Source organism: Afipia sp. MLSD5-FHT05B12 (assembly GCF_058793355.1).
This window is the reverse complement of the sequence record NZ_JBXAFS010000001.1, coordinates 153,169-179,412: the sequence shown is the minus strand read 5'-3', so window position 1 is coordinate 179,412 and position 26,244 is coordinate 153,169. Positions and strand designations below refer to the sequence as shown.

Below are 26,244 nucleotides of genomic sequence, written 5' to 3'. Positions count from 1 at the left end.
ATATATCACGCTTGTCACTTGAGAAACGAACTAGTGATCATCGCAATGCACGCGATGACACCTAGCGCTGGTACCCAGACCGGCACGCTGACGTGAGGATGCGAAGATAAAGCGCCCCGATACCGAAGTCTCAGCAGAGCTATGTTGACCAGAGCAAAAACCACAAGCGTTGCCAGCGAAGTTCCTTCCGCCAGCCATGCGAACGGGACTGACAGCGCGAGCGGAATCACGCAGGCCACAATCAATGTAGTTGCCACTACAGGCGTTCCGGTAGCGGAATGAACCCTCGCAAGCACGTTCGGCAAATCCCCGTCACGCGCCAATCCATAGATGACACGCGACGCCATGGTCATCTGGGCCAAAATCGTATTCAGCGTCGCCACAATCGCGATAAGGCTGATCGTCCTCGGATTAACGTCTGCCACCGCGTGAAAAACCAGGCTGAGCGGCGCCGGCGACAACGCGAGGCGCTCGATTGACACTGTGGAAACAGCAACTGCGGCTATCAGGATATACAGCGCTGTCGATATCAGCAGCGTCAGAACCATCGCGCGAGGGATATCCCGGCGCGGTTGCTTGGCCTCCTCAACCACATTGGCAAGATCCTCAAAGCCGATGAAAGCGAAGAAGGCCAGCAGGCTGCCGAACGCAATACCAGACAACGCTGTGGCTTCCAACGGCGGAACATTCCTGAACGCAGCCGCGATCGGAACGTCCGAATAGACAGCGGTGGCAATGATCGCAACAAGGCCCCCTGCTTCGATCAGCGTGAATAGGCTGGCCAGCACCACCGATTCGAGAATGCCCCACGCCGCGACAACACCAAGCAGAACGACGACCGCCATGACGATCAGGTCCCGGGGCCAGTCCAGAAACTGCTGGATGTAACCGGCGGACCCCAGCGCCACGGCGGCGGAGGAGACCGTCGCAATGCCGATCGTCAACAAACCTACCAAAATCGAAAGCGGCCGTGACTCGAAGGCGGCTTTTACATAGGCGGCCTCGCCTGCGCTCACCGGAAATCGCGTGGACAACTCAATATACGAAGCCACAGTGAGCGCCATGATGGCCGCGGCGAGAAGAAACGACCATGGTGCATAAACACCGGCGTGACCGGCGACCTCACCAATGAGCACATAGATACCTGCACCAATCGTGATGCCGGTGCCATAGAGAACGAGCAATGGCAGTCCAAGCCGCCGCTTGAGTGTCGCAGGTGTGTTAGACGGCAAGCGTGTGAGCATCGGGGATGCGTGATCGGTCATGAGCCATCCGGACCCGGCAGCATCCGAACAAGGGTGCGGTCGCGAAACACATAATGATGGACAAGAGCCCCAAGTGCGTGAATGCCCGCCAGTATCATCAGCGCATGGGCGGACAATTCATGCACCTCCATCATAATGTTTGCAAGCTTGGCATCGAACGTCAAAGGCGAGGGAATTTCAGCGACGCCGTAAAGCGGCAAGCCTTGGCCATAAGAGAATTGAAGCACAATGCCAGTGACTGGCACCATCAAAAGCATCGCATAGAGTACATAATGCATCAGCCTTCCCACCCCAGGCCATATTCCGAATACCGGGCGCTCGGCCGGCGGCAGCGAAGACATGGCGCGCCAGAGCGCTCGCAGCACGAGAATATCGAGCAGTGCCAACCCCACTGTGATGTGAACAAATAGAGTGACGCTGCGGCTCGTTACCTTCATCAGGTCGTTCGTGAAAACACCTAGCATCCAGCACACCACGACAAGAATAGCCATCAACCAATGCAGAACCTTGGAGACGGTGCTGTAGCTCTGGAGCGTGCGATTAAGGTGCATTTGAAAAGCCTCTGGACAACGCTATCGGGGCTTGCAGCGAAGCCTTTGACCTGCATCAAGGACGTGGTGGCGATCACAGCCTCATCAATGACCTTACCTGCTCCAGAATGGGCTGACCGCCGCGAACGCGCCATAGGCCGCGGCCGCTTTCTTCAGCAATCTCTCTCGCTTCCGCGATGCAATTCCTCGGGTGCAGCTTGAGTGACTTTCGATTTATGCGTGGTTATCTGTCGAACCGCGTCAATACTCACCGCCGCGAGGAATTGTCCCGCAGTCGCTGCGTTGGACAAACAGGCAGTACGAACGCTCATTGCGCTCACTCGCCGCGATACGGCACAAGCGCCGTCAATGCGAGAGAAACACCGGGACCGGTGGCCGCATAAGCACGCTTCTGGTGGCGCCCCCAAGAACAAATTCGCGAAAGCGCGAATGGCCGTAAGCACCCATCACCAGGAGATCCGCACTCCGCAGCATCAAGTGCGATTCGAAGACGGTGGCAATATCGCGGCCGGCGGCGTCGACTTCGTCGAGAACAACATTCACGCCATGACGCGCCAGATATCTGGCAAGCTCAGCGCCAGAACGCCCGCTGGAAAATACTTTCTCATTAGTCACCGTCAATACGGAGACAAGTTTCGCTTTTTTAAGGATTGGCAAGGCGTCGGCCACGGCGCGCGAGGAATTCCGGCTGAAATCCCAAGCGACGACCACCGTGTCCAACGCAACAGCCCTGCTCCATCTCGGACGTTCCGGCAGAACAACTGTAGGTCGCCCCGAACCGAAGATCAGGGTTTCGGCAAGCCATCGCTCAACGGTATCGGTATCGGACATCGGGATGATGGTGAGATCCCTGAGACGCGCATAATCAGTGACCAGATCGGGAAATTCCGGCGTCGTGCATTTTTCCAGAACAACTTCCTGAAACACACCCTTCTGGTCGGCGACCTTTCTAAACTCAGCGAGTTCTTGCGCGGCAGCGGTCGCACTTTTCTTCAATTCGGCGGAAACCAGCGCCGGGACATTGAGCAGGGCGCTACCCATCGGACTAGCCGGCGCTGGCACTCTGACTTCGCAGGCAATTGCCGAAATACGAGATTCAAGCGAAACCGCAAGGGCGACAGCATCATCAATCGCCGACCGCTTCGTCGGTTCCGGATAGGTTGTAAGGGAAATCAGAATATCCTCGAATGCCATCGCGGGCTCCTTTTTCCGAATAACTCACGCCCTTCTTATCGTCGAACGAAGACCGTTCCTTGATTCATCGCAAGCCCGTCAAATATGCCTGACATTAGGCTGTCTCGTCTTCATGGCCGGTCCGGCCAGAGGCGATTTTATCGATGTGATCGGCGATGTTAGGCTCGCGGGAAATCAAGGTTTTCAGGTCCGAGGCGTCGAGTACCAAAAGCCTTGAGCGGGTACATGCTTTTACCGTCGCCGAACGCTTGGTATTTCTGAGCAGTGCCCGTTCGCCGAAAAACTGCCCGGGCCCTAGCAGAACCGTATGGCCGGGCCGCAACTCTATCTCCACTTCCCCTTCCGTGATGAAGTACATTGCATGGGCGATATCGCCGCGGCGAACGATTATATCGCCCTTCTCGACTTGCCGGGCTCGCAATAATTGCATCACGTGAGCGATATCGCCCGCGGTCAAATGAGAAAAGATCGGTACGCGCGCCACCATGCTCCAGGTAACGATGAAGTCACGCCGGTGGATGACGTCCGAGAATGCCGTCGCAACGATGCCAACGGGCAATGCAATCATCACAAGACCACTAACGATGATAACCGCAGCCACCATCTTCCCGATCGCAGTCGCCGGGACAACATCGCCGTATCCGATCGTGGTGAGCGTGACAATCGACCACCACATGGCGTCCGGTATGGTCCCAAACTTGTCTGGCTGCGCTCGTCCCTCAACCACATGCATTACGCTCGCGGAAATAAGCGTCGCACAAATCAGGATGATGAGGCAGCCGATGAGCGCGCGCCGTTCGTTCCAAAGAACAGCAAGCAACGAACTCATACCGGAGGAATACCGGCTAAACTTCATCACGCGCAGAACGCGCAGAACGATCAAAACACGAAGATCGGCCACTTCCAGAATCCCGCCCCAAAGGGGAGCGATGGCGAGACAGTCGATAATCCCCTGCGCGCTCAGAATATAGCTGAGGCGCGCGGCACGCCTATTCAGCTCGCGATAAGGAACATGTTCCGGAGCTATCCAGATCCGGACGGCATACTCCACGCTAAAAAGAGCGAGACTAACGATCTCAATGGCAAGAAAAATAGTGCCATATTTGCTGTTCAGATGTGGCACCGTCTCCAAAACCGTCCCACACAGACTTACCGCAACGAATGCCGCAATGGTCGAGTTAACGAGCATCCCCGCACTCGTGCCATGCGGCGACGCTTCCAGGATCTCGTAAAGATGCCGGCGCATACGCGCGGCAGCCACCTTGTAAGCCATGGTGCAACGCCTCTCGATCAAGGATGAGCGGCAGCAAGGCACCGGCCGGAAATCTGGCCGCTCCGACCCGTCATGCGCTTGAACCATTGGTATCCGATGGGCAGCGGGACCGATTGATTCACATCAGATTCAGGGGGCCCCGAGCTCATCTTTTCGATCTAAGGGGGGTCAACGCCGCGAAACATTCCGGACTGGATGTTTTTCAGGATCGCGAGCCGGGCGGATCCATGCCTCGGGCTCGCACGAACCGGCACCGCTGAGCGCGGGAAACACAGATTGCTCAATCGGTCGAGATCTGAATTCAAAGCCGATTCGATGATACCAACTACCGCCTCTTCGTCTCGCCTATAAGCAAGGGGCCGAAGTAAACTGCAAAGCCAAGAAACGCGGCCGCCCACGCGTATGCCGCCAGATGCAGCAACTGACTGCTCAAGGCCGGGAAGATGACTGCGCAGATGCGGGCAAGCGCGGCTATCACAATGGCGGCATAGATTCCCTGCGTGAAGGTGGATGCAGTCAGCGGCTGGCCAGTATGACCGAGACTTGCGCGCGTCATCACCGCCAACGTCATGACGCCAGCGGCTCCCGCCATCCATGCGTGGACGGCGCCACTTGCGGGAATAAAATTGAAGGCAGACGCCGCGGCCAACAGGAAGCCAGCCGGAATGAAGGCATATCCGACGTGCAGGATGAGGACGAGGCGCTCCCGAAACGCGCGGTCACCAGCCCACCGGCCGAGGCGGACAACGTGCAGAACTCCAACCGCAGTAAAAAGGACGCCGCTCGGAAAACCGTCCTGCTGGATCACCCACACAAGCAGTGTCGCCGCACTCAGGATGACGATCGCAATGTCGAATCTGGCAAAAGGAGATGGCAGGCGCCCGGGATTTTCCCGCGCCAGCCAGTTACGCGTGAAACTTGGGATGATGCGGCCACCGATCAACACGATGAGTAGGACGACGACGGCGATACCGGCGCGGATGCCGTAGTTCGCTTCGCCGGTGAGATGAGCCTCGAGATGGAAAGCGATGTTGCCCGCCAATAGGAGCGCGACAAGCAATACAACCTTAAGATTCCGCCAGTTACTTCCGTAAACAATTTCCCGGCTGGTAACGGCCGTGATCAGCCCCAGAAAGCTAATGTCTATCGTCATTGCCGCAAACCAGCCGATTCCTGCTGAACATGTCACGGCAAGACGACCCAATGTCCAAACAATGACCAGCACGAGCAATGGCATACCCTGGATCGGCAGCCGCCCGGTCCAGTTCGGAATCGCCGTAAACAAAAATCCGGTGATGATGGCAGGCAAATAGCCATACAGCATTTCATGCACATGCCAGTCACGTGGAGAGAATGCAGTACTCAGCGTCAGTTCGCCGAGAAACATCGGAAGCCATGCGAGCACAGCAATGCCCGCATAGACTGCACCGAGCAAGAAGAACGGCCGGAAGCCGTACGACAGCACGGCAGGTCCCCGATAGAGCCGCAGCCGCGGCACCGATGTTGCTGAAGTTGTCATATACTTAAAGGTCTTTTGTGATTAACGGGTGCCCGTTTCAGGCTGCGCAGAGCGACATGGATTCGAGCGCCTCAAGCCATTCTCCGATTTGACCGATGTCCTCGGGAAGTTCGACTGAGAACTCGCCGGCAAAATTTCTCCATGCATCCAGGTTGCGGATCGGCACGCCGATAATAACCGGTATGCCGCGTTCCAGCGCTTTCGCTATCAACCCACACATACCTCCGCCATCGGCTTCCACCTTCCCGAACTTGTTAAGCACCAGAAGGACAGGATTACTTTCGAGACTGTTTTCAACCTTTATGGCGGCTTCGATCAGCGCCGCCAAGTCCAGACGGCATCCCCTCGCGCCGGCGCCACGGTCCTCAAAGAGCAAAGTGCGATCGCCACTCGCGAGATCTTCGAGCAACACATCGCATCGCTTATCAGTCCCCTCAAATGCCGGTTGCTGCAGAACTCCCGACAGAATCAGATTGCGTGAGCGGCATTCGCTGACGATCCACTTGAATATCGCATCCGGATATTCGTCATTCGCGTAAACAACCGCAGCAAGGCTGGATTCGAGCGGCCGGGTCAGATCAGGCGCCGGGGCGGAATGTAATACAAACATCGGAATTCACCTCGATTGGGCGCGCCCCGATCAGTTCAAGACAATACGGGATCGCAGGGAAGATGGCATTCAGGCAAACGTCAATGGCCGCAGGGCGGCCGGGCAGGTTGACGATCAGCGAATGATTGCGTGTACCGGCGAGTTGACGCGACAAAATCGCAGTCGGAACGTGGTCCAGACTCACTCGCCGCATCAATTCACCGAAACCCGCCAGTTCGCGGCCGATGACCATGCGCGTTCCCTCCGGTGTGAGGTCGCGCGGAGCGGGTCCGGTTCCACCTGTGGTCAGGACAAGATCGCAACCTTCGCGATCCGACAATTCGATCAGCGCATTGGCAACACTTTCCGCGCCATCGGGAATGACCTTGAAGATGACGATCCAATTCGACCGTATAACCTTTTCCAGGAAGTCACTGATGGTCTTCCCACTCTTGTCTTCATAAATACCCCTGCTCGCGCGATCTGAAACAACAAGGATACCGATCCGTGCGAGCGTTTTTGATCCGGTGAGATTGGCTGGCTTGTCAAATCCGGGACTCATGAACAGCCTCCGCTCCCTCCACACATGCACCCTGCATGAGCATGGTCGGTATCAACATGGGAGGCTGGTTGAGCTTCGTCCTGCTTCAGCGACCAGCCAACCATGTACGTCAGACAACCCGCTCCCGGATCGTCAGCACGTTCGAGAACATTCATAAGGCCGAGCCAGTCTTCGCTACCGGCTAAATTTGAAAAACGCCCCACGGCACCTGCTGCGTACTCACCGATGCTTTCCCCGAACCGGCCGGACATGGCGTCGACGCGCGTCAGCAACACAATGTCGCCACAGGCAATCAGTGCCTCGGCGGCATAGGCCTGGTCATTAAGGCCACGGATAATCTCACCGAGCTGCATGTAGTGCCCCTCGCTACTGGACCAGCGGCGTATCGGTCGCGGCGAGCGAAATGCCTGTGATCTTGGCCCGGCCCGCAAGGATTGAAATGTATTGCGCAAGCGCACGATGTTCGACGCTAGATGCCAAATAATCGGCGATCCGCTCGCGCACGATTTCGAAAGGCAATGTCTGCCCCTCGGCGCGATAATCGAGACGCACGATGTGGAATCCATAGCGGGTTTCCACGACCGCAACGTCGCCCGGCCGCATCCGCTCTAGCGCCATCTCAAATTCCGGCACCGTTTGTCCGCGCGTGATCTGCCCGAGATAGCCGCCCTCCAGTGCCGACATTTTGCAGTCGGAATGATGGGTCGCGAGATCCGAAAAAGCAGAACGATCCGATTTCACGGCCGCAAGGAGCGTATCGGCGGTCGCCCGTGCCGCGGTGCGGGCGGCCACATTGCCGCGAGGCGCGGCGACCAGAATGTGAGCCACCTCATAGATATCTCCCAAGCGAAACCGCGGGCGGTTCTGTTCGTAAAACCGCCAGCAGGCCGCCTCGTCCGGCTCCGGAGTCGCGACTTCGCGCTCGACCAGCGTCCGCATTGCCGCCTCGTCGGCGGTCTCGGTACGGCCATCAGGATCGCTAAGCGGCTCTGCATCAATGTCAAGACGCGCTGATTCCTGAAGTAGCAATTCCCGGACGACCAAGGCGCGAGCCGCGGCCTGCCACGCTAGAATCGGCTTTTCAGCCGGATGGTTTTGAACTTCCCTGGCAATCGCCTCGCGGGAAATCACGACCTCGTTGACACTAATCGTCTTCGGCTTCGGCAAGACATTCGAGACCGAGCAGTTCATGATTTTACTCCGCGGGTTGGACAGGTGGCGGGGCAGCCCGGCCACCGTTGCGGCAGCGGACGACTTGATAACCACGTCGACCGAGATACCAGACCGGAGCGCTCCACACGTGGACAAGGCGGGTAAAAGGAAAGATAAGAAAGATCGTCATTCCAAGCACCAGATGCGCCTTGAAGATCGGATGCACATCCAGAATGTTCGCAGCCGCGCCTGGTTGCAGCGTCACAATCGACTGAGCCCACGTCATGAATTTCACCATTTCGTGACCGTCGAGATGGCCGAGTGACAGAGGGATGGTCGCAAGTCCCAGCAGCAGCTGAACGAACAGGACCAGCAGAATCGCAGTATCGCCAAACGACGAGTTGGCGCGGATGCGCGCATCGAACAGACGCCGGTGCGTCAGAAGGGAAATACCGACGAGACACATGATGCCGGCCACGCCGCCAGCGACGATTGCGAGTACCTGCTTGAAACCATGAGAGATGCCAAGCATATCGAACACCCAGATCGGCGTCAGCAGACCAACGAAATGGCCCAGAAAAATAACCAGAATGCCGACATGAAACAGGTTCGATCCCCACATCAGTTGGCGCCGCCGCAGCAGCTGGCTGGATCCGGTGCGCCACGTATACTGCTCGCGGTCGAACCGAAAGAGGCTCCCGAACAGAAACACTGTGAGACAAAGGTAGGGATACCAGCCGAAGACGATGGCGTTGAGCGTTTGCATCATTGCTGCCTTCCTTAGAGAGCTGACGGCGTGGGCTTGACTGCACGCGTGGCATGGCGAAGGCGAGCGGCAAGGCTTTCGTGCCCGCATGCATTCTGCGAGCTCGGGCCGAACCTGACCTCCTCTTCTTCCCACGCGGCATCGAGCACAGCGAAGTCCATTGGATCCGGATCGGGACCTTTCAGGAGCTCATCGACAATCGCTCTTTGCGGCGCTTCGGCCACAATCGCCACAAGCGCATCGAAAATAGCTTTGTAGCTGGACTTGCGGCGCCCCAGCCGCTCAGCCATTGCGGCAAGGATATGCGCTGGCTGGGCGAGCAGATCGCGCGCCGCCGTCACGGGTTGCGTTGACAGGAATTCGAGAAACAACGGCACAAAGTCCGGCAATTCGTTTGCTGCAATGGCAAAGCCGGCATCTTCGTACAATGTCCTGAGATCAACCATGGCCTGGCCCCGATCGCGGCTTTCACCATGAACGTGTTCGAACAGATGCAGGGCAAGAGCCCTGCTCCGGTCGAACAACAGACCGTAGCTCTCCTGAAGGTCGTAAAGTTCCCCAGACGCGATTTCCTCGATCAGGGCATCAAGCGCGCGCCGCTGGGCGGCAGGCACGAGGTTCTCCGAATCCAGTACCGCTCCGAACTCTGAAACCACCGCAATCATTTCCCGGGAAGGATAGGTGAGAAGCGCCGAAAGGACTTTGAAGGTCTTCATCACACAACCTCCATCGGATTCTTTGCCTTGCGCGGCGAACCGAACAGATTGACTTCGGTTTCGCCGCCCGAGCATCCGTTACCGAATGTAAAGCCACATGAGCCGCGCAAATCGTAGGCGTCGGCGCCGACTTCACGATGGGCCGTCGGAATAACGAACCTGTCCTCGTAGTTGGCTATTGCCATGATCTTGTACATTTCATCGATTTGTTCGGCCTTCAGGCCGACCCGCCGCGCAATCGCTTCATCGACAACCCCGTCGATCGTCTTGGCGCGCATGAAGGCCCGCATCGCAAGCATACGCTCGAGCGCAAGCGTCACCGGCTTCTCGTCCCCTGCGGTCAGCAAGTTTGCGAGGTACCTCATTGGAATACGCAGCGATCTGACGTCGGGCATTTCACCGTCAATACCAATCTTCCCGGCGGATGCTGCCGAGGTAATCGGCGACAGCGGCGGCACGTACCAGACCATTGGCAACGTGCGATATTCCGGATGCAGCGGGAACGCCACCTTCCATTCCATCGCCATTTTCCAGATCGGCGATATTTTGGCGGCTTCCAGCCACGCATGGGGAATGCCCTGTCGTTCCGCCTCGGCCATCACCAGCGGATCGTTGGGATTCAGGAAGACGTCGAGTTGGGCCTGATACAGATCGCGCTCGTCCGGCATGCTGGCGGCCTCCGCGATCCGATCTGCATCGTAGAGCACCACGCCGAGATAGCGGATGCGGCCGACACATGTTTCAGAACATACGGTCGGTTGACCGGCCTCGATCCGCGGATAGCAGAAGACGCATTTTTCCGACTTCCCCGAAGACCAGTTGTAGTAAATCTTCTTGTAGGGACATCCGGAGACGCACATGCGCCAGCCACGGCACTTGTCTTGATCGATCAGGACGATGCCGTCTTCCTCGCGCTTGTAGATCGCGCCCGAAGGACACGCTGCTACGCAGGTTGGGTTCAGACAATGCTCGCACAATCGCGGCAGATACATCATGAAGGTGTTTTCGAACTGGCCGTAAATCTCCTTCTGCACGCCGTCGAAATTCACATCCTTCGAGCGCGCAGCGAATTCTCCGCCAAGAATTTCCTCCCAGTTTGGCCCCCATTCGATCTTCTCCATACGTTCACCGGAAATGAGCGAGCGCGGACGGGCGGTCGGCATCGCCGCCATCTCGGGAGCCTTCTGCAGATGCTCGTAGTCGAAAGTGAACGGCTCGTAATAATCGTCAATCTCCGGCAAATCAGGGTTGGCGAAAATATTCGCCAACACGCGCCACTTGCCGCCGATCCGAGGCGCAATCGAGCCATTACGCTTGCGGGTCCAGCCACCTTTCCAGCGCACCTGATTTTCCCAGTCCTTGGGATAGCCGATGCCGGGCTTCGTTTCGACGTTGTTGAACCACGCGTATTCCATACCCTCGCGGCTGGTCCAGACGTTCTTGCAAGTCACGCTACAGGTGTGACACCCGATACACTTGTCGAGATTCAGCACCATTGCAATTTGGGCACGGATTTTCATTCTGCAGCCTCCAGGCCGGATGTGGTTGCGGCCAGCGGCGTGTCGAGCCAATCGATGTTTGCCATCTTGCGAACGGCGACGAATTCATCGCGGTTCGAGCCCACCGTGCCGTAGTAATTGAAGCCGTAGGATTGCTGAGCGTACCCGCCAATCATGTGTGTCGGCTTGAGTACGACACGGGTCACGGAATTGTGGATACCGCCACGCTGGCCGGTTTGCTCTGAGCCCGGCACGTTCACGATCTTCTCCTGGGCATGGTACATCATGCACATGCCTTGCTTGACGCGCTGAGAGACCACCGCACGGGCCACGAGCGCCCCATTGGTGTTGAAGACCTCGATCCAGTCGTTATCAACGATGCCGGCACCCTTCGCGTCGGCTTCGCTGATCCAGACAATCGGACCGCCGCGCGACAGCGTGAGCATCAGTAAGTTGTCGGTGTAGGTTGAGTGAATGCCCCATTTCTGATGCGGCGTAAGGAAATTCAGCACCATTGTCTTGTTGCCGTTTGGCTTGCGGTCGATCACAGGACCGACCGACTTGGTGTCGATTGGCGGACGATAAACACAGAAGCCCTCACCGAACGCCCTCATCCACAGATGATCCTGATAAAGCTGCTGGCGGCCCGTAAGCGTCCGCCAGGGGATCAGTTCGTGGACGTTGGTGTAGCAGGCGTTGTAGCAGACCTTTTCCGACTCCAGTCCGGACCAGATCGGAGACGAGATGATCTTGCGTGGCTGCGCGACTACATCGCGAAAGCGGATCTTCTCATCTTCCTTCGGAATCGCGAGATGAGCATGATCGCGGCCGGTGAATCCGCCGAGCGAATTCCAGGCCTTGACCGCGACCTCGCCGTTGGTTTCCGGGGCGAGACTCAGAAGAACTTCGCAGGCATCGATGTCCGTATCGATGCGAGCGAGACCCTTGCTCGGCCCCTCCTCGGTCACCACGCCATTCAGATGCTTGAGCAGATCGACCTCATGCTCGGTATTCCAGTTCATGCCCTTGCCGCCGTTGCCGAGCTTACCCATCAGCGGCCCGAGCGACGTGAACCGCCCGTAAATGTTGGGATAGTCACGCTCGACCACGGTGACCGCCGGCATGGTCTTGCCGGGAATCGGATCGATCTCGCCCTTCTTCCAATCCTTGACATCGAAGGGCTGTGCAATCTCGCCAGCCGTGTCATGCATGATCGGTGTAAGGACGACGTCCTTTTCCACGCCGAGTACCTCCGGGGCGACTTTGGAAAACGATCTGGCGATGCCCTTGTAGATCTCCCAATCGCTGCGCGACTCCCAAACCGGATCGATCGCCGCCGTCAGCGGATGAATGAAGGGATGCATATCTGACGTGTTGAGATCATTTTTCTCGTACCAGGTCGCTGTCGGCAACACGATGTCCGAATACATGCAGGTCGTGGACATGCGGAAATCGAGCGTGACGAGAAGATCGAGTTTTCCCTGGGGCGCTTCGTCATGCCATACGACTTCGTTCGGCTTCTTCTTGCCGTCCTCGCCAAGGTCCTTGCCCATCACGCCGTGGCTGGTGCCAAGCAGATGTTTGAGAAAATACTCGTGGCCCTTGCCGGACGCTCCCAGGAGGTTGGAGCGCCACACAAACATGTTACGCGGCCAGTTCTTTGGATTGTCGGGATCGTCGCAGGCGAGTTTCAACTCGCCTGATTTGAGCGCCTTGGCGACATAGTCCTTCGCCTCCAGACCAGAGGCTGCGGCCTGCTTCGACACCTCGATCGGATTGGCCTGAAGCTGCGGTGCGGATGGCAGCCAGCCCATGCGTTCTGCGCGCACATTGTAGTCGATCAGCGCACCATCCCACGGACCTGCCGGGGCCGTTGGCGACAGAACTTCCTTTACATCGAGCGTTTCATAACGCCATTGATCTGTATGGGCGTAGAATGCCGAGGTCGAATTCATCTGTCGCGGCGGACGGCTCCAGTCGAGGCCGAAGGCGAGCGGCAGCCATCCGCTTTGCGGGCGCAGCTTTTCCTGTCCGACATAGTGCGACCAGCCGCCACCCGATTGGCCCACGCATCCGCACATCACCAGCATGTTGATGATGCCACGGTAGTTCATATCCATGTGGTACCAGTGGTTAAGACCAGCGCCGACGATCACCATCGAGCGCCCGCCTGTCTTCTCGGCATTCAACGCGAATTCTCGCGCCACCGTGATGATCTGATCGCGCGGCACACCACTGATCTTTTCCGCCCAGGCCGGGGTGTAGGGCTCCATATCATCGTAATTCGCGGCTATATGCGCGCCGCCCAGGCCACGATCGACACCGTAGTTGGCAATGAACAGATCGAACACCGATGCGACGACCGTTTCTCCATCCGCGAGCTGGAGTGTCTTCACCGGCACGTTGCGCATCAACACGTCGGGATGATCGGTGCCGAGGAAATGATCATGCTCGCGGTTGCCAAAATACGGAAATCCGACCGAAGCAATGTCATCCTGGATGTCCATCAACGACAGTCGGAGTTTTGTCTCCCGCCCATTCGCCGCCCTCTCCTCGAGATTCCAGTTACCCTTCTCGCCCCAGCGGAATCCGATCGTTCCATTCGGCGCGACGATCTCGCCGGTGTTCTCGTCGTAAGCGACGGTCTTCCATTCAGGATTATTGGTTTCACCCAATGCGGCATGGAAGTCGGACGCGCGTATGAAGCGCTCCGGCACATAGTACGCGCCCTGCTTTACCAGACGCACCAGCATCGGCATGTCTGTGTATTGCCGCGCGTAGTCATTGAAGTACTTGGCTTGCCGGTCAATGTGGAATTCGCGCAGGATGACATGACCCATCGCCATGGCGAGGGCGGCGTCGGTTCCCTGCTTCGGCGAGATCCACAGATCGGCGAATTTTGATGCTTCCGAATAATCCGGACAGATCACCACGCTCTTGGCACCCTTGTAGCGAACCTCGGTATAAAAATGAGCATCCGGCGTGCGCGTCTGCGGAACATTGGAGCCCCACAGGATGAGAAAGCCGGAGTTATACCAGTCGGCGCTTTCCGGCACGTCGGTCTGCTCACCCCAGGTTTGTGGCGACGCCGGCGGCAAGTCGCAGTACCAGTCGTAGAACGACATGCATACGCCGCCCAGCAGCGAGAGGTACCGCGCACCGGCGGCATAGCTCACCATCGACATCGCGGGAATCGGTGAGAAGCCGAAAATGCGGTCTGGCCCATAGTTTTTCACGGTGTAGGCATTCGCCGCAGCGACGATCTCGTTGATCTCATCCCAGCTTGCGCGCACGAAACCGCCGAGGCCGCGTTTCTTGACATAAGAGGCGCGCTTTTCGGAATTCTCGACGATCGACTTCCATGCCGCGACCGGCGTCATCATCACCCGCGCGTCACGCCACAGCTTCAGCAGCCGGGAACGCACCAGCGGATATTTCACACGGTTACCGGAATAGAGATACCAGCTATAGCTTGCGCCACGCGAGCATCCACGCGGCTCGTGATTTGGCAGATCGGGCCGCGTTCGCGGATAATCGGTCTGCTGGGTTTCCCAGGTCACGATGCCGCCTTTGATGTAGACCTTCCACGAACAAGACCCCGTGCAATTGACGCCATGCGTGGAGCGAACGATCTTGTCGTGCTGCCAACGTTTGCGGTAGCCATCCTCCCACGATCTGTCCTCAGACGTCGTGATGCCGTGACCGCCGGCGAACTCGGGTTTGGCTCGCGTGAAGAACGTAAGCCTGTCAAGAAAATGGCTCATCGTTTTTCTCCTTACTGAGCTGGCTGGGCGGCGGGCGTTGATAAGCCGCGCCGTTCGATGTCATGAAGCAGGCCGCCCTTGCGGGTGTAGACGGCCCAGGTGATCAGAACGCACGTCACGTAGAAGATGAAGAAGCCCCACAGCGCCGCCTGCACTCCGCCGGTGAGATCGATGGAGGTTCCGTAGGACTTCGGGATGAAAAATGCGCCAAATGCAGCGATCGCCGAGGTAAAGCCCGTAATCGCGGCTGACTCTTTTTCCGCCTGCCGCGTGCGTGTCGCGAGATCGACTCCTGGCATCAAGCGATCAATCTCCTTCCGCATGATGTTCGGGATCATCTGGAAGGTCGACGCATTACCAACACCCGTCGCAAAGAACAGGAACAGGAACATTGCGAAGAATCCCCAGAACGCTCCCGGCTGATCCTTGATGCCAATGAAGTAGAGAATTCCGACGACACCGATCATCATCGCTATGAACACCCACAGGGTGACGCGCCCTCCGCCCCATTTGTCAGCGATCCAGCCCGTCGCTGAACGCGATAGCGCACCCACGAGCGGCCCCATAAATACGAACGGGAGAGCATCAATCGCAGGGAATTGTGTCTTCGCCAGCAACGGAAAGCCAGCCGAGTAGCCGATGAATGAACCGAAGGTACCGGTATAGAGCCAGCACATAATCCAATTGTGCTTACGCTGGAAAATAACAGCCTGATCCGCGAAGGATGCCTTCGCCGACGCGATGTCGTTCATCCCGAACCATGCGGCGAAAGCGCTTGCGGCAATGAACGGCACCCAGATGAAGCCGGCATTCTGCAACCAGAGCGGCGCCTGCTGCGTTCCATTCGTCACGATCGCTGGATCGCCGCCGAACCAGCCGAACACGCCCGCTGTAATCACGAGTGGCACCACGAACTGCACGGTACTGACCCCGAGGTTGCCGAGCCCCGCGTTGAGCGCGAGGGCATTCCCCTTTTCGGAGCGTGGGAAAAAGAACGAGATGTTTGCCATCGACGATGCGAAGTTTCCTCCGCCAAATCCGCACAACAATGCCAGTACGAGAAACAGGGGATAGGGAGTCGCCGGATTCTGCACGGCATAGCCAATGCCGATAGCCGGGATCATCAACGACCAGGTCGCCAGCGTGGTCCACAGCCGACCGCCAAAGATGGGAACCATGAACGAATAGAAGATACGCAGCACCGCGCCGGATATGCCCGGCAACGCAGCCAGCCAGAATAATTCCGCTGTGGTGAACTTGAATCCGACCGCTGGCAGTTTCGCCACAACGACCGACCACACCTGCCAGATCGCGAATGAAAGCAGCAATGAAGGGATTGATATCCATAAGTTGCGCCGCGCGATGGCGCGCCCGGTCGTATCCCAGAACGCCTTGTCCTCGGGGCGCCAGTCGGTCAGCACCGCCCCGGACAGAGCGCCAATATGTTCCGGCTTGTGGATCTCTTCCATTTCGGGAAGTTCGGGCAACTTTCTGAGCGCCTCCCCCGAAACGCCACGTTCCATCTGCCGGATGGCGAGATGCATCCAGGCGAGCGAGGCTGCCACCAGGACAAACAGCAGCATGAAGCAACTTGTCCACAGCCCGGTGAGATCGTTAAGCGCACCGAACACAATCGGGAGTACGAAGCCGCCGAGGCCGCCGATCATGCCGACGAGTCCGCCGACCGCGCCGACGTGCTTCGGATAATAAACCGGGATGTGCTTGAAGACCGCCGCCTTGCCGAGCGCCATGAAGAAACCGAGTACGAACACAATGACGGTGAACGGCACGAGGCCCATTTCCATGTGGAAGCTCACCGGCCCTGTCGTTGTCCGGACGACATAGTCAGCCGGCGGATAGGACAGGATAAACGTGCATGCCACGCCAACAAGGAACGTCCAGTACATCACCCGGCGAGCGCCATAGCGGTCCGAAAGATGTCCGCCATATGCGCGGAACACGCTGGCGGGAAACGAGAACATAGCGGCGACCATGCCCGCGGTTTTGATGTTCACGCCGTAAACGTTGATCAGATACTGCGGCAGCCACAGTGAAAGAGCGACGAACGCGCCAAAAACAAAGAAGTAGTAAAGGGCGAAGCGCCAGACCTGGACATTCTTGAGCGATTCGAGCTCCAGCCATGCGCTCTTCGGCTTCTCACGATTTTTCCGGCGCGCGAGTACGACCGGATCTTCTTCCGAGAACATCCAGAAGATGACGCCCATTGCGCCGATCGCCAATGCCCAGACCTGCGCGACAGTCTGCCAGCCATAAGCAACCAGCACGAACGGAGCCACGAACTTCGTAACCGCGGCTCCGACATTACCCGCACCGAAGATACCGAGCGCCGTCCCCTGTTTGCCCGCCGGGTAGAAACGCGACACGTAAGCGACGCCGACTGCAAAAGAGCCGCCGGCTATGCCGACAAAAAGCGCGGCGATCAGAAACTGCGGATAAGTATGCGCCCATGTCAGTAGATAGGTAGCGATCGCCGCCGCCAGCATCACAACAGTATAGATGCGTCTGCCGCCGTACTGATCGGTCCACACACCGAGGATCAGCCGAATGAGCGATCCGCTCAGAATGGGCGTGCCGACAAGAAGCCCGAACTGGGTTTCGTTAAGTCCCAGTTCCTGCTTGATGCGAATGCCAATGATCGAGAAAATCGTCCAGACCGCGAAGCAGATCGTGAAAGCAATGGTCGAAAGCCAGAGCGCCCGACCCGGAGCCGTACTGACTGGACTTGATCCGTTCATAATGCATCTCCAAAATCCGCACGGATTGGAGATTGCTTCTTGAGGCTCGAATTGATTTGCGCTGGATCAATCTGGGGACCGCCAGCCTCGCCTTATATACAAATAGGCCGCGTTGTTTGACGTTGTGCGCATTGCCACATGACGTTTGTTGCGGCTAGAATTGATAAATATCACAATACATCGACAATCTTGAAACGGAGCGATGCCATTGCGTCCCCATGAGCTCCAACAGCTGCGGGAACTGCCGCTGTTTTCCGAAATAAGCCTCGAGAATCTGGAGCGCCTGCTGGACGCCGCCCTGTTTCAGCAATTTCCAGCCGGCGTCGTCTTGATACGTGAAGGCGCCCAGGCCGACTTTCTGCATGTACTGATCGACGGCCTCGCCGAGATTTATACCGAACAGGATGGCGGGGAATGGGGGATCTCATTGGTCAATCCGGTCTCCACATTCATTCTGGCAGCCATCGTCAGCGACCAGCCATATTTAAACTCGGCAAGGACCTTGGTCGAATCGCGCGTTCTTTTGATTCCAGCAAAGCGGGTTCGTCAGATTTTCGATCAGGATGTCGCTTTTGCACGCATGATCGCAAAGGAACTTGCGCTCGCTTATCGCGGATCGGTCAAGAAACTAAAAGGATACATGGCAAGATCGAGCGTTGAACGGCTTGCCAACTGGATATTGGCGGAGGCTCAGAAGGACATCCATCAAGGAAATATCGTCATTCCGTTCGACCGCGGCACGCTGGCATCTCATATCGGCACCACGCGGGAGAATCTGTCACGGAGTCTGGCATATCTGACCGATCACGGCGTGCGGATTCGAGGACGTGAAATTGTCATCGACGACAAAGAACAACTCGCAGTCTTCGCGCGCCCGCAACGGCTTATCGACGATCCGGATTCGTAATACCCGGAGCTATGGTTGCGAGTGGCACTCCCTGAAAGAAGCAATCTCGACGAGATGGCGAAAACACATTTGCGTTAGCGCAAACGAAGAACAAAAGACCCTGATAGATATTGCGCCTCAATGGCCCGCAGGGAACCGGGCATCGTTTCTCCGCGAGGAGAATGGAGCACACAAATGGGTCATCCACGCAAATCTCACGAGATATCGTTTCTTCCGCAACGACGGCATACTGATCGGCAAGAAGAGATTTCTCGGCCGTCATGCATGGATCATGAGGAGTCCACGCTGACCCCAGTCGATCTCGCGATCGAGAGGGGGCTGACGTTGAGGCAGCCGATGACAGTGGAAACTGTCGATCTGCAACATGCCTCTGGACGTATTCTGGCGCGGCGCCTCATTGCACAGGCGCCGCAACCCTGCTTCGATTACAGCGCGATGGATGGCTATGCGCTCAATGTTGAGGGCATGAATGGCTCCCTACGGTTGAGACTGATCGGGCGCATCACAGCCAGCCGCACGAAGGAAGAAATATCGCTGAAGGCCGATAGCGCCATCCGGATTCTGACTGGAGCGCCGATCCCGCCCGGCGCAAATGCCGTCATCGCCCAGGAGGACGTCCGGCGCGAAGGAGACATAGTGATACTCTCCCGCATTCCGCGACGTGGTGAGAACATCAGACTGCGCGGCGAGGATGTTCAGACCGGCGATACATTGATCGAAAGCGGCAGCCTGATGGAACCGCGAGCAATGGGCGTCGCGGCATCGGCCGGAATTGCGCGGATCGAATTGTTCCGCAAACTCCGCGTTGCCATTTTCTCGACTGGATCGGAATTGCGTCAGCCTGGAGAGAATCTCGCGCCAGGTGAGATTTACAATTCGAACCGCTACATTTTGCGAGGCCTACTGGACAAGCCATGGATTGATCTTATCGATCTCGGCACCTGTCACGATGAGCCAAAAGCCTTGTGCGCCCGCATGAGAGACGCCGCAGCGCAGGCGGATGTGGTCATCACCACAGGCGGTGTTTCTGTCGGCGATGAAGACCATATGGCCGATGTCGTTCGTCGATGTAACGGAACGATCGCGGTCACCCGGGTTGCGATCAAACCAGGAAAGCCGCTGACACTCGGTCACGTCGAGCAAGCCGCTTATATCGGCCTCCCAGGCAATCCCGGAGCGGTCTACACAACATTCCACGCCGTAGTTGATCGCCTGTTACGAGCGTGGAGCGGCCTGAAACAGCGCGCAGAGCCTGTACGTCCCGTGATCGCGGATTTCACATGGACATGCCGGATCGGGCGATCGACCTATCTGCCTGCCGTTATCAAAGGATACAATGCAAACGGAGTACCGCTTGTGGATTTGCTACCCAAGGCTAACTCCGGAAAACTCTTTCTTCTGAGCAAGGCCGAAGGATTTGCCGTGCTCGGCCCCGACTGCGAAGGCGTCAAACCGGGCGATCGGGTCGAATGGTTTGCCCTGTAGGCCGGCTTGCGCCAATTCCGTCAAAACGAACGGTTTCTCTTTATCCGCACGTACCTTCGCTTACTGGCTGGCGGTGCTGTGCCGATCGCACCGGTCTCCAGCGGAATCCTGCAACAGGGAATTTTACAAAGAAATCCATGACTTTGCGGTGCCCAAGAAGGGCCAGAGCATTCTGCGGCCGCCCGTACAAACTGATTAGCGAGTCACGTCACGGTCGCCTCTATCCTTGATCTCGATTTCCTGAGGCCCTCCTCCTTGACCAGCGTATAGATGGCCGGGATTACGATCAGAGTGAGCAGCGTCGATGAAACCATGCCACCGATCATCGGTACCGCGATGCGTTGCATGATCTCTGAGCCGGCGCCGGTACTCCACATGATCGGCAGTAGTCCCGCTATGATGGCAACCACCGTCATCATCTTCGGCCGCACGCGCTCCACCGCGCCTTCCATGATCGCTTCGTATAAATCAGATCGGGTTAGCGCTCGGCCTTCGGCATCGCGCCGCGCCCTGATTTCCATAAGCGCCTGGTTGAGATAGATCAGCATAACAACACCGGTTTCGGCCGCAACGCCGGCCAGCGCGATGAAACCGACAACGACCGCCACAGACAGATTGAAGCCCAGCCACCACATCAGCCAGATTCCACCGACCAACGCGAATGGCAGCGACAACATCACGATCATAGTGTCGCTGATAGACCGGAAATTGAGATACAGCAGGAGAAAGATGATCAGGAGCGTCACCGGCACCACAATCTTCAGACGTGCAGCCGCACGCTCGAGATACTCGAATTGCCCGCTCCAGACCACGTAGGACCCTGGCGGGAATTGGATGGTCGCTCTCACTGCCTTCTGAGCGTCGGCCACGTACCCGCCAAGATCACGATCGCGAATATCCACGTAGATATAGACGGCCAATTGCCCGTTCTCGGTACGGATCGATGTTGGGCCGCGTGACGGCGCAACTCTGGCGACCTCTCCGAGCGGGACCGCCCCGCCCCCCGGCATTGGAACGAGAACATCGTTGGCGATGGTCTGCGGACTGTCACGCAAATCGCGCGAGTATCGCATGTTGACGCTAAAGCGTTGCCGTCCCTCCACCGTTGCGGTCACGGTCTGACCGCCAAGCGCGGTCGCAACGACGTCCTGAACGTCCTGAATCATGATGCCATAGCGCGCCAACGCTGTCCGGTCTGGCGTAATATCGAGATAGTATCCACCGATCCCGCGCTCGGCATAAGCCGACGATGTCCCTGGCACAGTCTTCAAAACCTGCTCAATCTGCTTGGCCAGCTTGTCGATCTCGACAAGATCTGTGCCGATCACCTTGACCCCGACCGGCGTGCGGATGCCGGTCGACAGCATGTCGATGCGCGCCTTGATCGGCATGGTCCAGGCGTTGGAGACACCTGGGAACTGCAACGCTCGATCCATTTCAGCGGTCAGACTGTCGATGGTGAGGCCGGGTCGCCATTCCTCCTTCGGCTTCAGATTTACGACTGTCTCGAACATCTCGGACGGCGCAGGATCGGTCGCCGTCAATGCACGCCCCGCCTTTCCGTAAACCGAGGCCACTTCCGGAAATGACCGGATAATCCTGTCTTGGGTCTGTAGAAGCTCGCCTGCCTTGGTAACCGAGATACCGGGCAACGTCGTCGGCATGTAGAGCAACGTGCCTTCATTCAGGTTCGGCATGAATTCCGTACCTAGCTGCCGCGCGGGCCACACGGTCGCGGCGAGAATTGCGAGCGATATAGCGATCACCAATGTCTTCGCATGCATGACGGCTTCGATGACTGGCCGATAAATCCAGATCAGGAAGCGATTGATCGGATTCCTGTGCTCTGGAATGATTTTTCCGCGCACGAAGACGATCATGAGCGCTGGTACCAGCGTCACCGACAGCAAAGCCGCCGCCGCCATCGCAAACGTTTTGGTAAATGCCAGGGGGCTGAACAGCCGGCCTTCCTGCGATTCCAGCGTGAATATTGGCATGAACGAAACAGTGATAATCAAGAGGCTGAAGAACAGCGCCGGACCGACCTCGGAGGCGGCCTCGATCAGAATATCGACCCGCGAGCGGCCGGGTTCGGCCCGCTCCAGATGCTTGTGCGCGTTCTCGATCATCACAATGGCCGCATCAACCATCGCGCCTATCGCAATCGCGATACCACCGAGGCTCATGATGTTTGAGCCTAACCCGAGGAGCTTCATTGCGCCAAAGGCCATCAGCACACCGATTGGCAGCATGATGATGGCGACCAGGGCACTCCTAACATGAAGCAGAAAGATGATGCAGACCAGCGCCACCACCACACTCTCCTCGACTAGAGTGTGCTTAAGCGTGGCGATGGCCGCCTTGATCAGGTTGGATCTGTCATAAACCGGAATGATTTCGACCGAACTTGGCAAACTGCTGGCAATTTCCTTGAATCGCTTCTTGACGTTCTCGATCACGTCGAGTGCGTTGACACCGAAACGCTGAAGCACAATGCCGCTTGCAACCTCTCCTTCTCCGTTCAATTCGGTGATGCCGCGCCGCTCGTCCGGACCGAATTCGACCCGGGCGACATCGCGCAGCAGGACCGGTGTGCCGCCGCTGGTCTTCAGCACGACGTTGCCAAGGTCATCGATATTTTTCAGATAACCTTTGCCGCGGATGACGTATTCGAACTCCGAGAGCTCGACGGTACGGCCGCCGACGTCGGCATTGCTGGCTCGAATCGCATCGCGCATCCTCTGCATCGTGATCCCGAGGTCGCGCATACGCTGCGGATTGAATATGACATTGTACTGCCGGACGAAGCCGCCCACGCTGGCTACCTCGGCGACTCCTTCCGCCCTGGCGAGCGAGAATTTCAGATTCCAGTCCTGAATTGCGCGTGTGTCGGAAAGGTTCAATTCCTTCGACATCACCGCATATTGGTAAACCCAGCCGACACCGGTGGCGTCCGGGCCCATCGTCGGCGTTACGCCAGCCGGCAGCCGCGATGCCGCACCGTTGAGAAATTCAAGCACACGCGAACGCGCCCAATAGATGTCGGTGCCATCTTCGAAAATGACGTAGACGAATGACACCCCGAAGAAGGAAAATCCGCGCACCACTTTCGACCGCGGCACGGTCAACATCGCAGTCGTCAGCGGATATGTGACCTGATCCTCGATTACTTGCGGCGCCTGTCCGGGATACTCGGTGTAGACGATCACCTGCGTATCCGAGAGATCGGGAATCGCATCGAGCGGCAAGTGAGCAAGGGCGTAGATTCCAGCCGCCGCAGCGAATCCGGCACCAAAGAACACCAGCAGCAGATTTCGCGCGGACCATGCGATGAGACGAGTGATCATTGCTGCCCCCCCGATTCCGAGAACCCCTTGAGGGCGGCCTTCAAATTGCTTTCCGCATCGATCAGAAAGTTCGCCGAGACGACAACTGACTCGCCTTCCGTGACACCCTCCCGCACCTCGACATAACCATCGCCCCGATGACCGAGCCTGACATCGCGCGGCTCAAACCGCCCCTGCCCTTTGTCGACGAAGACAGCTTGTTTCGTTCCGCTATCCAGAACGGCGCTTTCCGGGATGGTCAGAATCGGCTCTGGGTTGCCGGTGTTGATCTGCGCGTCCACATACATCTCGGGAAGCAGCGCATCATCTGGATTGGACAATTCGATCCGCACACGGGCGGTTCGTGTTTCTCTATTCACCTGCGGATAGATCACACTGATCTTTCCGGCGAACTCCCGGCTCGGAAAGCTGCGCGCCTTCACGATGACCGGCTGGCCGACTGCAAGCGTTCCCAGATCGCGTTCCGCTACATCGATCATCGCCCACACGACCGACGTGTCCGCAACCCGGAACAGAACATCGCCCGGCTGCGCGCGCATGCCTTCAATAGCACCGCGTTCGAGTACGATCCCGTCGCGCGGTGCCGACCACTCGATGGTAATCGGAACGGTTCGGCTCTTTTCCATGGCCACAATGGCGGCATCCGGAACGTCGAGGTTAATAAGCCGCTGCCGCGAGCCGCGCCCATAAAATCCGTCCCCGCCTGTCGTCTTCGAGCTGATCGTCGCGATATATTCGGCCGATGCCGTCGCAACAGCCGGGCTGTAGATTTCCATCAGCGGTTGGCCCTTGCTGACTCTCGTACCGGTGGTGACGTTCGCGACTTTATGGACCCAGCTTTCCGCCCGCATCGAAATGACAGAGATACGGCGTTCGTCGAGTTGGATCGTACCCGGCGCTCTGATCAATGTGCGGATGGCTCGCAGCGCCGCCGGTTCGGATTTCACGCCAGTGCGCTGGATTTTCCCGGGCGAGAGTTTGACCGATCCGTCGTCACTGTCTTCGCCTTCATAGACAGGGATGTAGTTCATCCCCATCGAGTCCTTTTTCGGAATTGGCGACGTATCCGGCAACCCCATCGGATTGCGGTAGTATTTAATCTTCCGATCCGTCGGTGCAGCCGGCACGGCCTCGGGAGCGGATTCCTCGTCGAAGCTGACGTCTGCGCCGACAGGCACGGCTTTGTAATCCCGTCCGTCCGGCGTCTTCTTGGGCGTGAGCGAGTAGGACGGCTTGCCGTCCGGATCCTGATAATAGAGCGGCGCGTCCATTGCATGCGCAACGGTCACGAGAGCGATGCGCGGGGTTTTGGTTTCATGATATGGTGGATGAAACATAATGAATCCACCGCTCCCCGCCGCTGCTACTGCGGCGACGGTAACCAGGCTGGCGGTTCTCATTTCTGAGCCGTGATGACGAGTTTGCCTTCGACAGTGCCGGTTTCGCCCTGCACTTTCGCACCGAGCGAAAGCAGCCATCGGCCCGCCATCCCGAAGGTCGCCTTGAACTTGTAACTGCCCGACTCCGCCCCCGGTGCTGGCACGATCTTCGTCGCCATCTCCTGCATGCCGTCCGGAGCCATATCGAGACGAGTAGCGAAGATCACTGCATCCGGTACCGGCTTGCCGGTGGTCTTGTTGACGAGCCGGATCGTAACGGTCTTGTCCTGGCCAGCTTTGACCGTCTGATCGACGAGCTGGAATTCGTAATCCTTGATTTCAGCTCGGACTCCAGTGGTGACCAATCCGGTCATGCCAACGCCGGTGAGCACAGCCCCCACAGCGCGTGTGTACTTGAACGTCTTCATTTCGAGGTCCTCAATATCCTGATCTGCCGCAAGGCGGCATGCGTTTGCCGCGCAGCCTGAAGCCACACGGCAGCGAACCGGCGCTACAGCGCCGATCAGATCAGGATTCGAGGAGGATGGTCAGGAGGTGGATGGGCCAAACTCTGGAGCCAGGCATCATCCTTCGGCCGTATAATCCGGCTGGAAACGGCAGGAAACCGAAGCAAGGTGGATACCGGCACGACAGTGAAGCCTGTGGTCATGCAGGCCGCCATGAGAAGGCACTTCTCACAATCAACTGGCGACGGAGCTTTCGACGGACAGCATGGCATGTCGTTTGCCATTTCGTTTGTCGTCGCCGACGCCGCCACTTCGTATGACATGCCAGCCATCGCACCGTCCGGCGGCGACTCCGCCATGACGGGCCGGGACAGCGGAGCCAATACCAAACCTGCGATCATGAAGATCGCAACTAGCTGGCGGATGGCAATCTCGTGGCTCATAGTCCCAAAATCTCACACACGCGCCGAAATTGAAAGCCTCACAGGTAACGACACCGTGATGAGCAAAAATCGACGAATGGCGTCTTTAGAATGTAAGGGGATGGCGCGAACCATGGTGTGCCTTGCGGTAGCGTGAAGAAAAACGACCGACGGATGAGTTCCCTCATCCCGCAACGGCCGCTACCGCCTGGTAGATTTACGACAGGGATAGCGGGTCGCCGCGATCGACCTGTGACCGCGTCAAGCGATCCGCGTTGCCGAGCTCGCCGACGCTCTCCTAACTCAGTTGGTCAACCGGCATCCTCCGATCGGCTGACGCGCAATGTTTCATGACGCGTCAAACATCACATCGGCCTCACAGGGCGTGATTCGGCGACCTGTGAACTTTGGCGCCAGCTGACGATCGAGGATGACGTATGATCGGCTTCAAGCCATCCATCGAAGCGATTCTTCGGGAAGTCGGCCGCTGCAAAGAAGTTTGCGCTTTCCGCGCAACGAGAACATGGAAAACAATGACTTTGCCAGCCGCAGTTGCAAGGGCTCTGGGCTTTGAAATCGGCTACGAGCGCCCGCTGCTTGAACTCGAGGGCGTTGGAGGCTGATCCGGGCG

At 57.8% G+C, this 26,244-nt stretch carries 21 protein-coding genes; 4 read left to right on the top strand and 17 right to left on the bottom strand.

Annotated features, from left to right (window positions below):
- Positions 1-14: 14 nt before the first annotated feature.
- From AC1Q6J_RS00730 to AC1Q6J_RS00665, 14 genes are all read right to left on the bottom strand, one after another.
- Entirely contained in the window at positions 15-1,265 is a 1,251-nt protein-coding gene (locus AC1Q6J_RS00730) for an APC family permease (protein ID WP_492277402.1), read from the bottom strand.
- Positions 1,262-1,816 carry a cytochrome b gene (locus tag AC1Q6J_RS00725; protein ID WP_492277401.1) on the bottom strand — a complete coding sequence of 185 codons (555 nt, stop codon included), beginning with the start codon at positions 1,814-1,816 and terminating at the stop codon, positions 1,262-1,264. Before AC1Q6J_RS00725 ends, AC1Q6J_RS00730 begins: the two co-directional genes overlap by 4 nt.
- 345 nt (positions 1,817-2,161) lie before the next feature.
- Positions 2,162-3,010, bottom strand: coding sequence for a universal stress protein (locus AC1Q6J_RS00720; RefSeq protein ID WP_492277400.1), 849 nt, complete (start codon positions 3,008-3,010; stop codon positions 2,162-2,164).
- A 94-nt stretch (positions 3,011-3,104) separates the two neighbouring features.
- Positions 3,105-4,283 (bottom strand): cyclic nucleotide-gated ion channel, encoded by a 1,179-nt coding sequence (locus tag AC1Q6J_RS00715; protein WP_492277399.1) that lies wholly within the window; start codon positions 4,281-4,283, stop codon positions 3,105-3,107.
- Positions 4,284-4,608: 325 nt separating this feature from the next.
- Entirely contained in the window at positions 4,609-5,802 is a 1,194-nt protein-coding gene (locus tag AC1Q6J_RS00710) for an NnrS family protein (protein WP_492277398.1), read from the bottom strand.
- Positions 5,803-5,839: 37 nt separating this feature from the next.
- Positions 5,840-6,412, bottom strand: coding sequence for a DUF2478 domain-containing protein (locus tag AC1Q6J_RS00705; RefSeq protein WP_492277397.1), 573 nt, complete (start codon positions 6,410-6,412; stop codon positions 5,840-5,842).
- Positions 6,381-6,953 carry a molybdopterin adenylyltransferase gene (gene mog / locus AC1Q6J_RS00700; RefSeq protein WP_492277396.1) on the bottom strand — a complete coding sequence of 191 codons (573 nt, stop codon included), beginning with the start codon at positions 6,951-6,953 and terminating at the stop codon, positions 6,381-6,383. The genes AC1Q6J_RS00705 and mog overlap by 32 nt, the downstream gene beginning before the upstream one ends.
- A complete protein-coding gene (locus AC1Q6J_RS00695) occupies positions 6,950-7,306 on the bottom strand; it encodes a hypothetical protein (protein ID WP_492277395.1) in 357 nt (118 codons plus the stop codon). Before AC1Q6J_RS00695 ends, mog begins: the two co-directional genes overlap by 4 nt.
- Before the next feature lie 13 nt (positions 7,307-7,319).
- The gene (locus AC1Q6J_RS00690; RefSeq protein WP_492277394.1) at positions 7,320-8,144 is read right to left on the bottom strand and encodes a peptidylprolyl isomerase; all 825 of its coding nucleotides are present in this window, start codon (positions 8,142-8,144) and stop codon (positions 7,320-7,322) included.
- A 4-nt stretch (positions 8,145-8,148) separates the two neighbouring features.
- A complete protein-coding gene (gene narI, locus AC1Q6J_RS00685) occupies positions 8,149-8,874 on the bottom strand; it encodes a respiratory nitrate reductase subunit gamma (protein WP_492277393.1) in 726 nt (241 codons plus the stop codon).
- 11 nt (positions 8,875-8,885) lie between these two features.
- On the bottom strand, positions 8,886-9,587 hold the full coding sequence (narJ, locus tag AC1Q6J_RS00680; protein ID WP_492277718.1) for a nitrate reductase molybdenum cofactor assembly chaperone: 702 nt from the start codon (positions 9,585-9,587) through the stop codon (positions 8,886-8,888).
- Positions 9,587-11,107, bottom strand: coding sequence for a nitrate reductase subunit beta (gene narH / locus AC1Q6J_RS00675; protein ID WP_492277392.1), 1,521 nt, complete (start codon positions 11,105-11,107; stop codon positions 9,587-9,589). The genes narJ and narH overlap by 1 nt, the downstream gene beginning before the upstream one ends.
- On the bottom strand, positions 11,104-14,850 hold the full coding sequence (locus AC1Q6J_RS00670; protein ID WP_492277391.1) for a nitrate reductase subunit alpha: 3,747 nt from the start codon (positions 14,848-14,850) through the stop codon (positions 11,104-11,106). Before AC1Q6J_RS00670 ends, narH begins: the two co-directional genes overlap by 4 nt.
- 11 nt (positions 14,851-14,861) lie before the next feature.
- Complete coding sequence (locus tag AC1Q6J_RS00665) at positions 14,862-17,606, bottom strand: nitrate/nitrite transporter (RefSeq protein ID WP_492277390.1); 2,745 nt, start codon at positions 17,604-17,606, stop codon at positions 14,862-14,864.
- Between the two features lie 202 nt (positions 17,607-17,808).
- On the opposite strand from AC1Q6J_RS00665, the gene AC1Q6J_RS00660 reads away from it, so the two are divergent.
- Together AC1Q6J_RS00660 and AC1Q6J_RS00655 are read left to right on the top strand one after the other, a co-directional pair.
- On the top strand, positions 17,809-18,513 hold the full coding sequence (locus tag AC1Q6J_RS00660) for a cyclic nucleotide-binding domain-containing protein (protein ID WP_492277389.1): 705 nt from the start codon (positions 17,809-17,811) through the stop codon (positions 18,511-18,513).
- A gap of 264 nt (positions 18,514-18,777) precedes the next feature.
- Complete coding sequence (locus AC1Q6J_RS00655) at positions 18,778-19,998, top strand: molybdopterin molybdotransferase MoeA (RefSeq protein WP_492277388.1); 1,221 nt, start codon at positions 18,778-18,780, stop codon at positions 19,996-19,998.
- Between the two features lie 203 nt (positions 19,999-20,201).
- Here the strand turns inward: AC1Q6J_RS00655 and AC1Q6J_RS00650 are convergent, their stop codons facing one another.
- From AC1Q6J_RS00650 to AC1Q6J_RS00640, 3 genes are read right to left on the bottom strand one after another with little or no spacing between them, the layout of a single operon-like run.
- Entirely contained in the window at positions 20,202-23,345 is a 3,144-nt protein-coding gene (locus AC1Q6J_RS00650) for an efflux RND transporter permease subunit (RefSeq protein ID WP_492277387.1), read from the bottom strand.
- Complete coding sequence (locus AC1Q6J_RS00645; protein ID WP_492277717.1) at positions 23,342-24,682, bottom strand: efflux RND transporter periplasmic adaptor subunit; 1,341 nt, start codon at positions 24,680-24,682, stop codon at positions 23,342-23,344. The genes AC1Q6J_RS00650 and AC1Q6J_RS00645 overlap by 4 nt, the downstream gene beginning before the upstream one ends.
- A 59-nt stretch (positions 24,683-24,741) precedes the next feature.
- Positions 24,742-25,152: a FixH family protein gene (locus tag AC1Q6J_RS00640; RefSeq protein ID WP_492277386.1), complete on the bottom strand. Its 411-nt coding sequence runs from the start codon at positions 25,150-25,152 to the stop codon at positions 24,742-24,744.
- Positions 25,153-25,359: 207 nt separating this feature from the next.
- Between AC1Q6J_RS00640 and AC1Q6J_RS00635 the strand changes: the two genes are divergently transcribed.
- Together AC1Q6J_RS00635 and AC1Q6J_RS00630 are read left to right on the top strand one after the other, a co-directional pair.
- Positions 25,360-25,770 carry a hypothetical protein gene (locus AC1Q6J_RS00635; RefSeq protein WP_492277385.1) on the top strand — a complete coding sequence of 137 codons (411 nt, stop codon included), beginning with the start codon at positions 25,360-25,362 and terminating at the stop codon, positions 25,768-25,770.
- A 280-nt stretch (positions 25,771-26,050) separates the two neighbouring features.
- On the top strand, positions 26,051-26,236 hold the full coding sequence (locus AC1Q6J_RS00630) for a hypothetical protein (protein WP_492277384.1): 186 nt from the start codon (positions 26,051-26,053) through the stop codon (positions 26,234-26,236).
- The last annotated feature ends 8 nt before the right edge of the window (positions 26,237-26,244 follow it).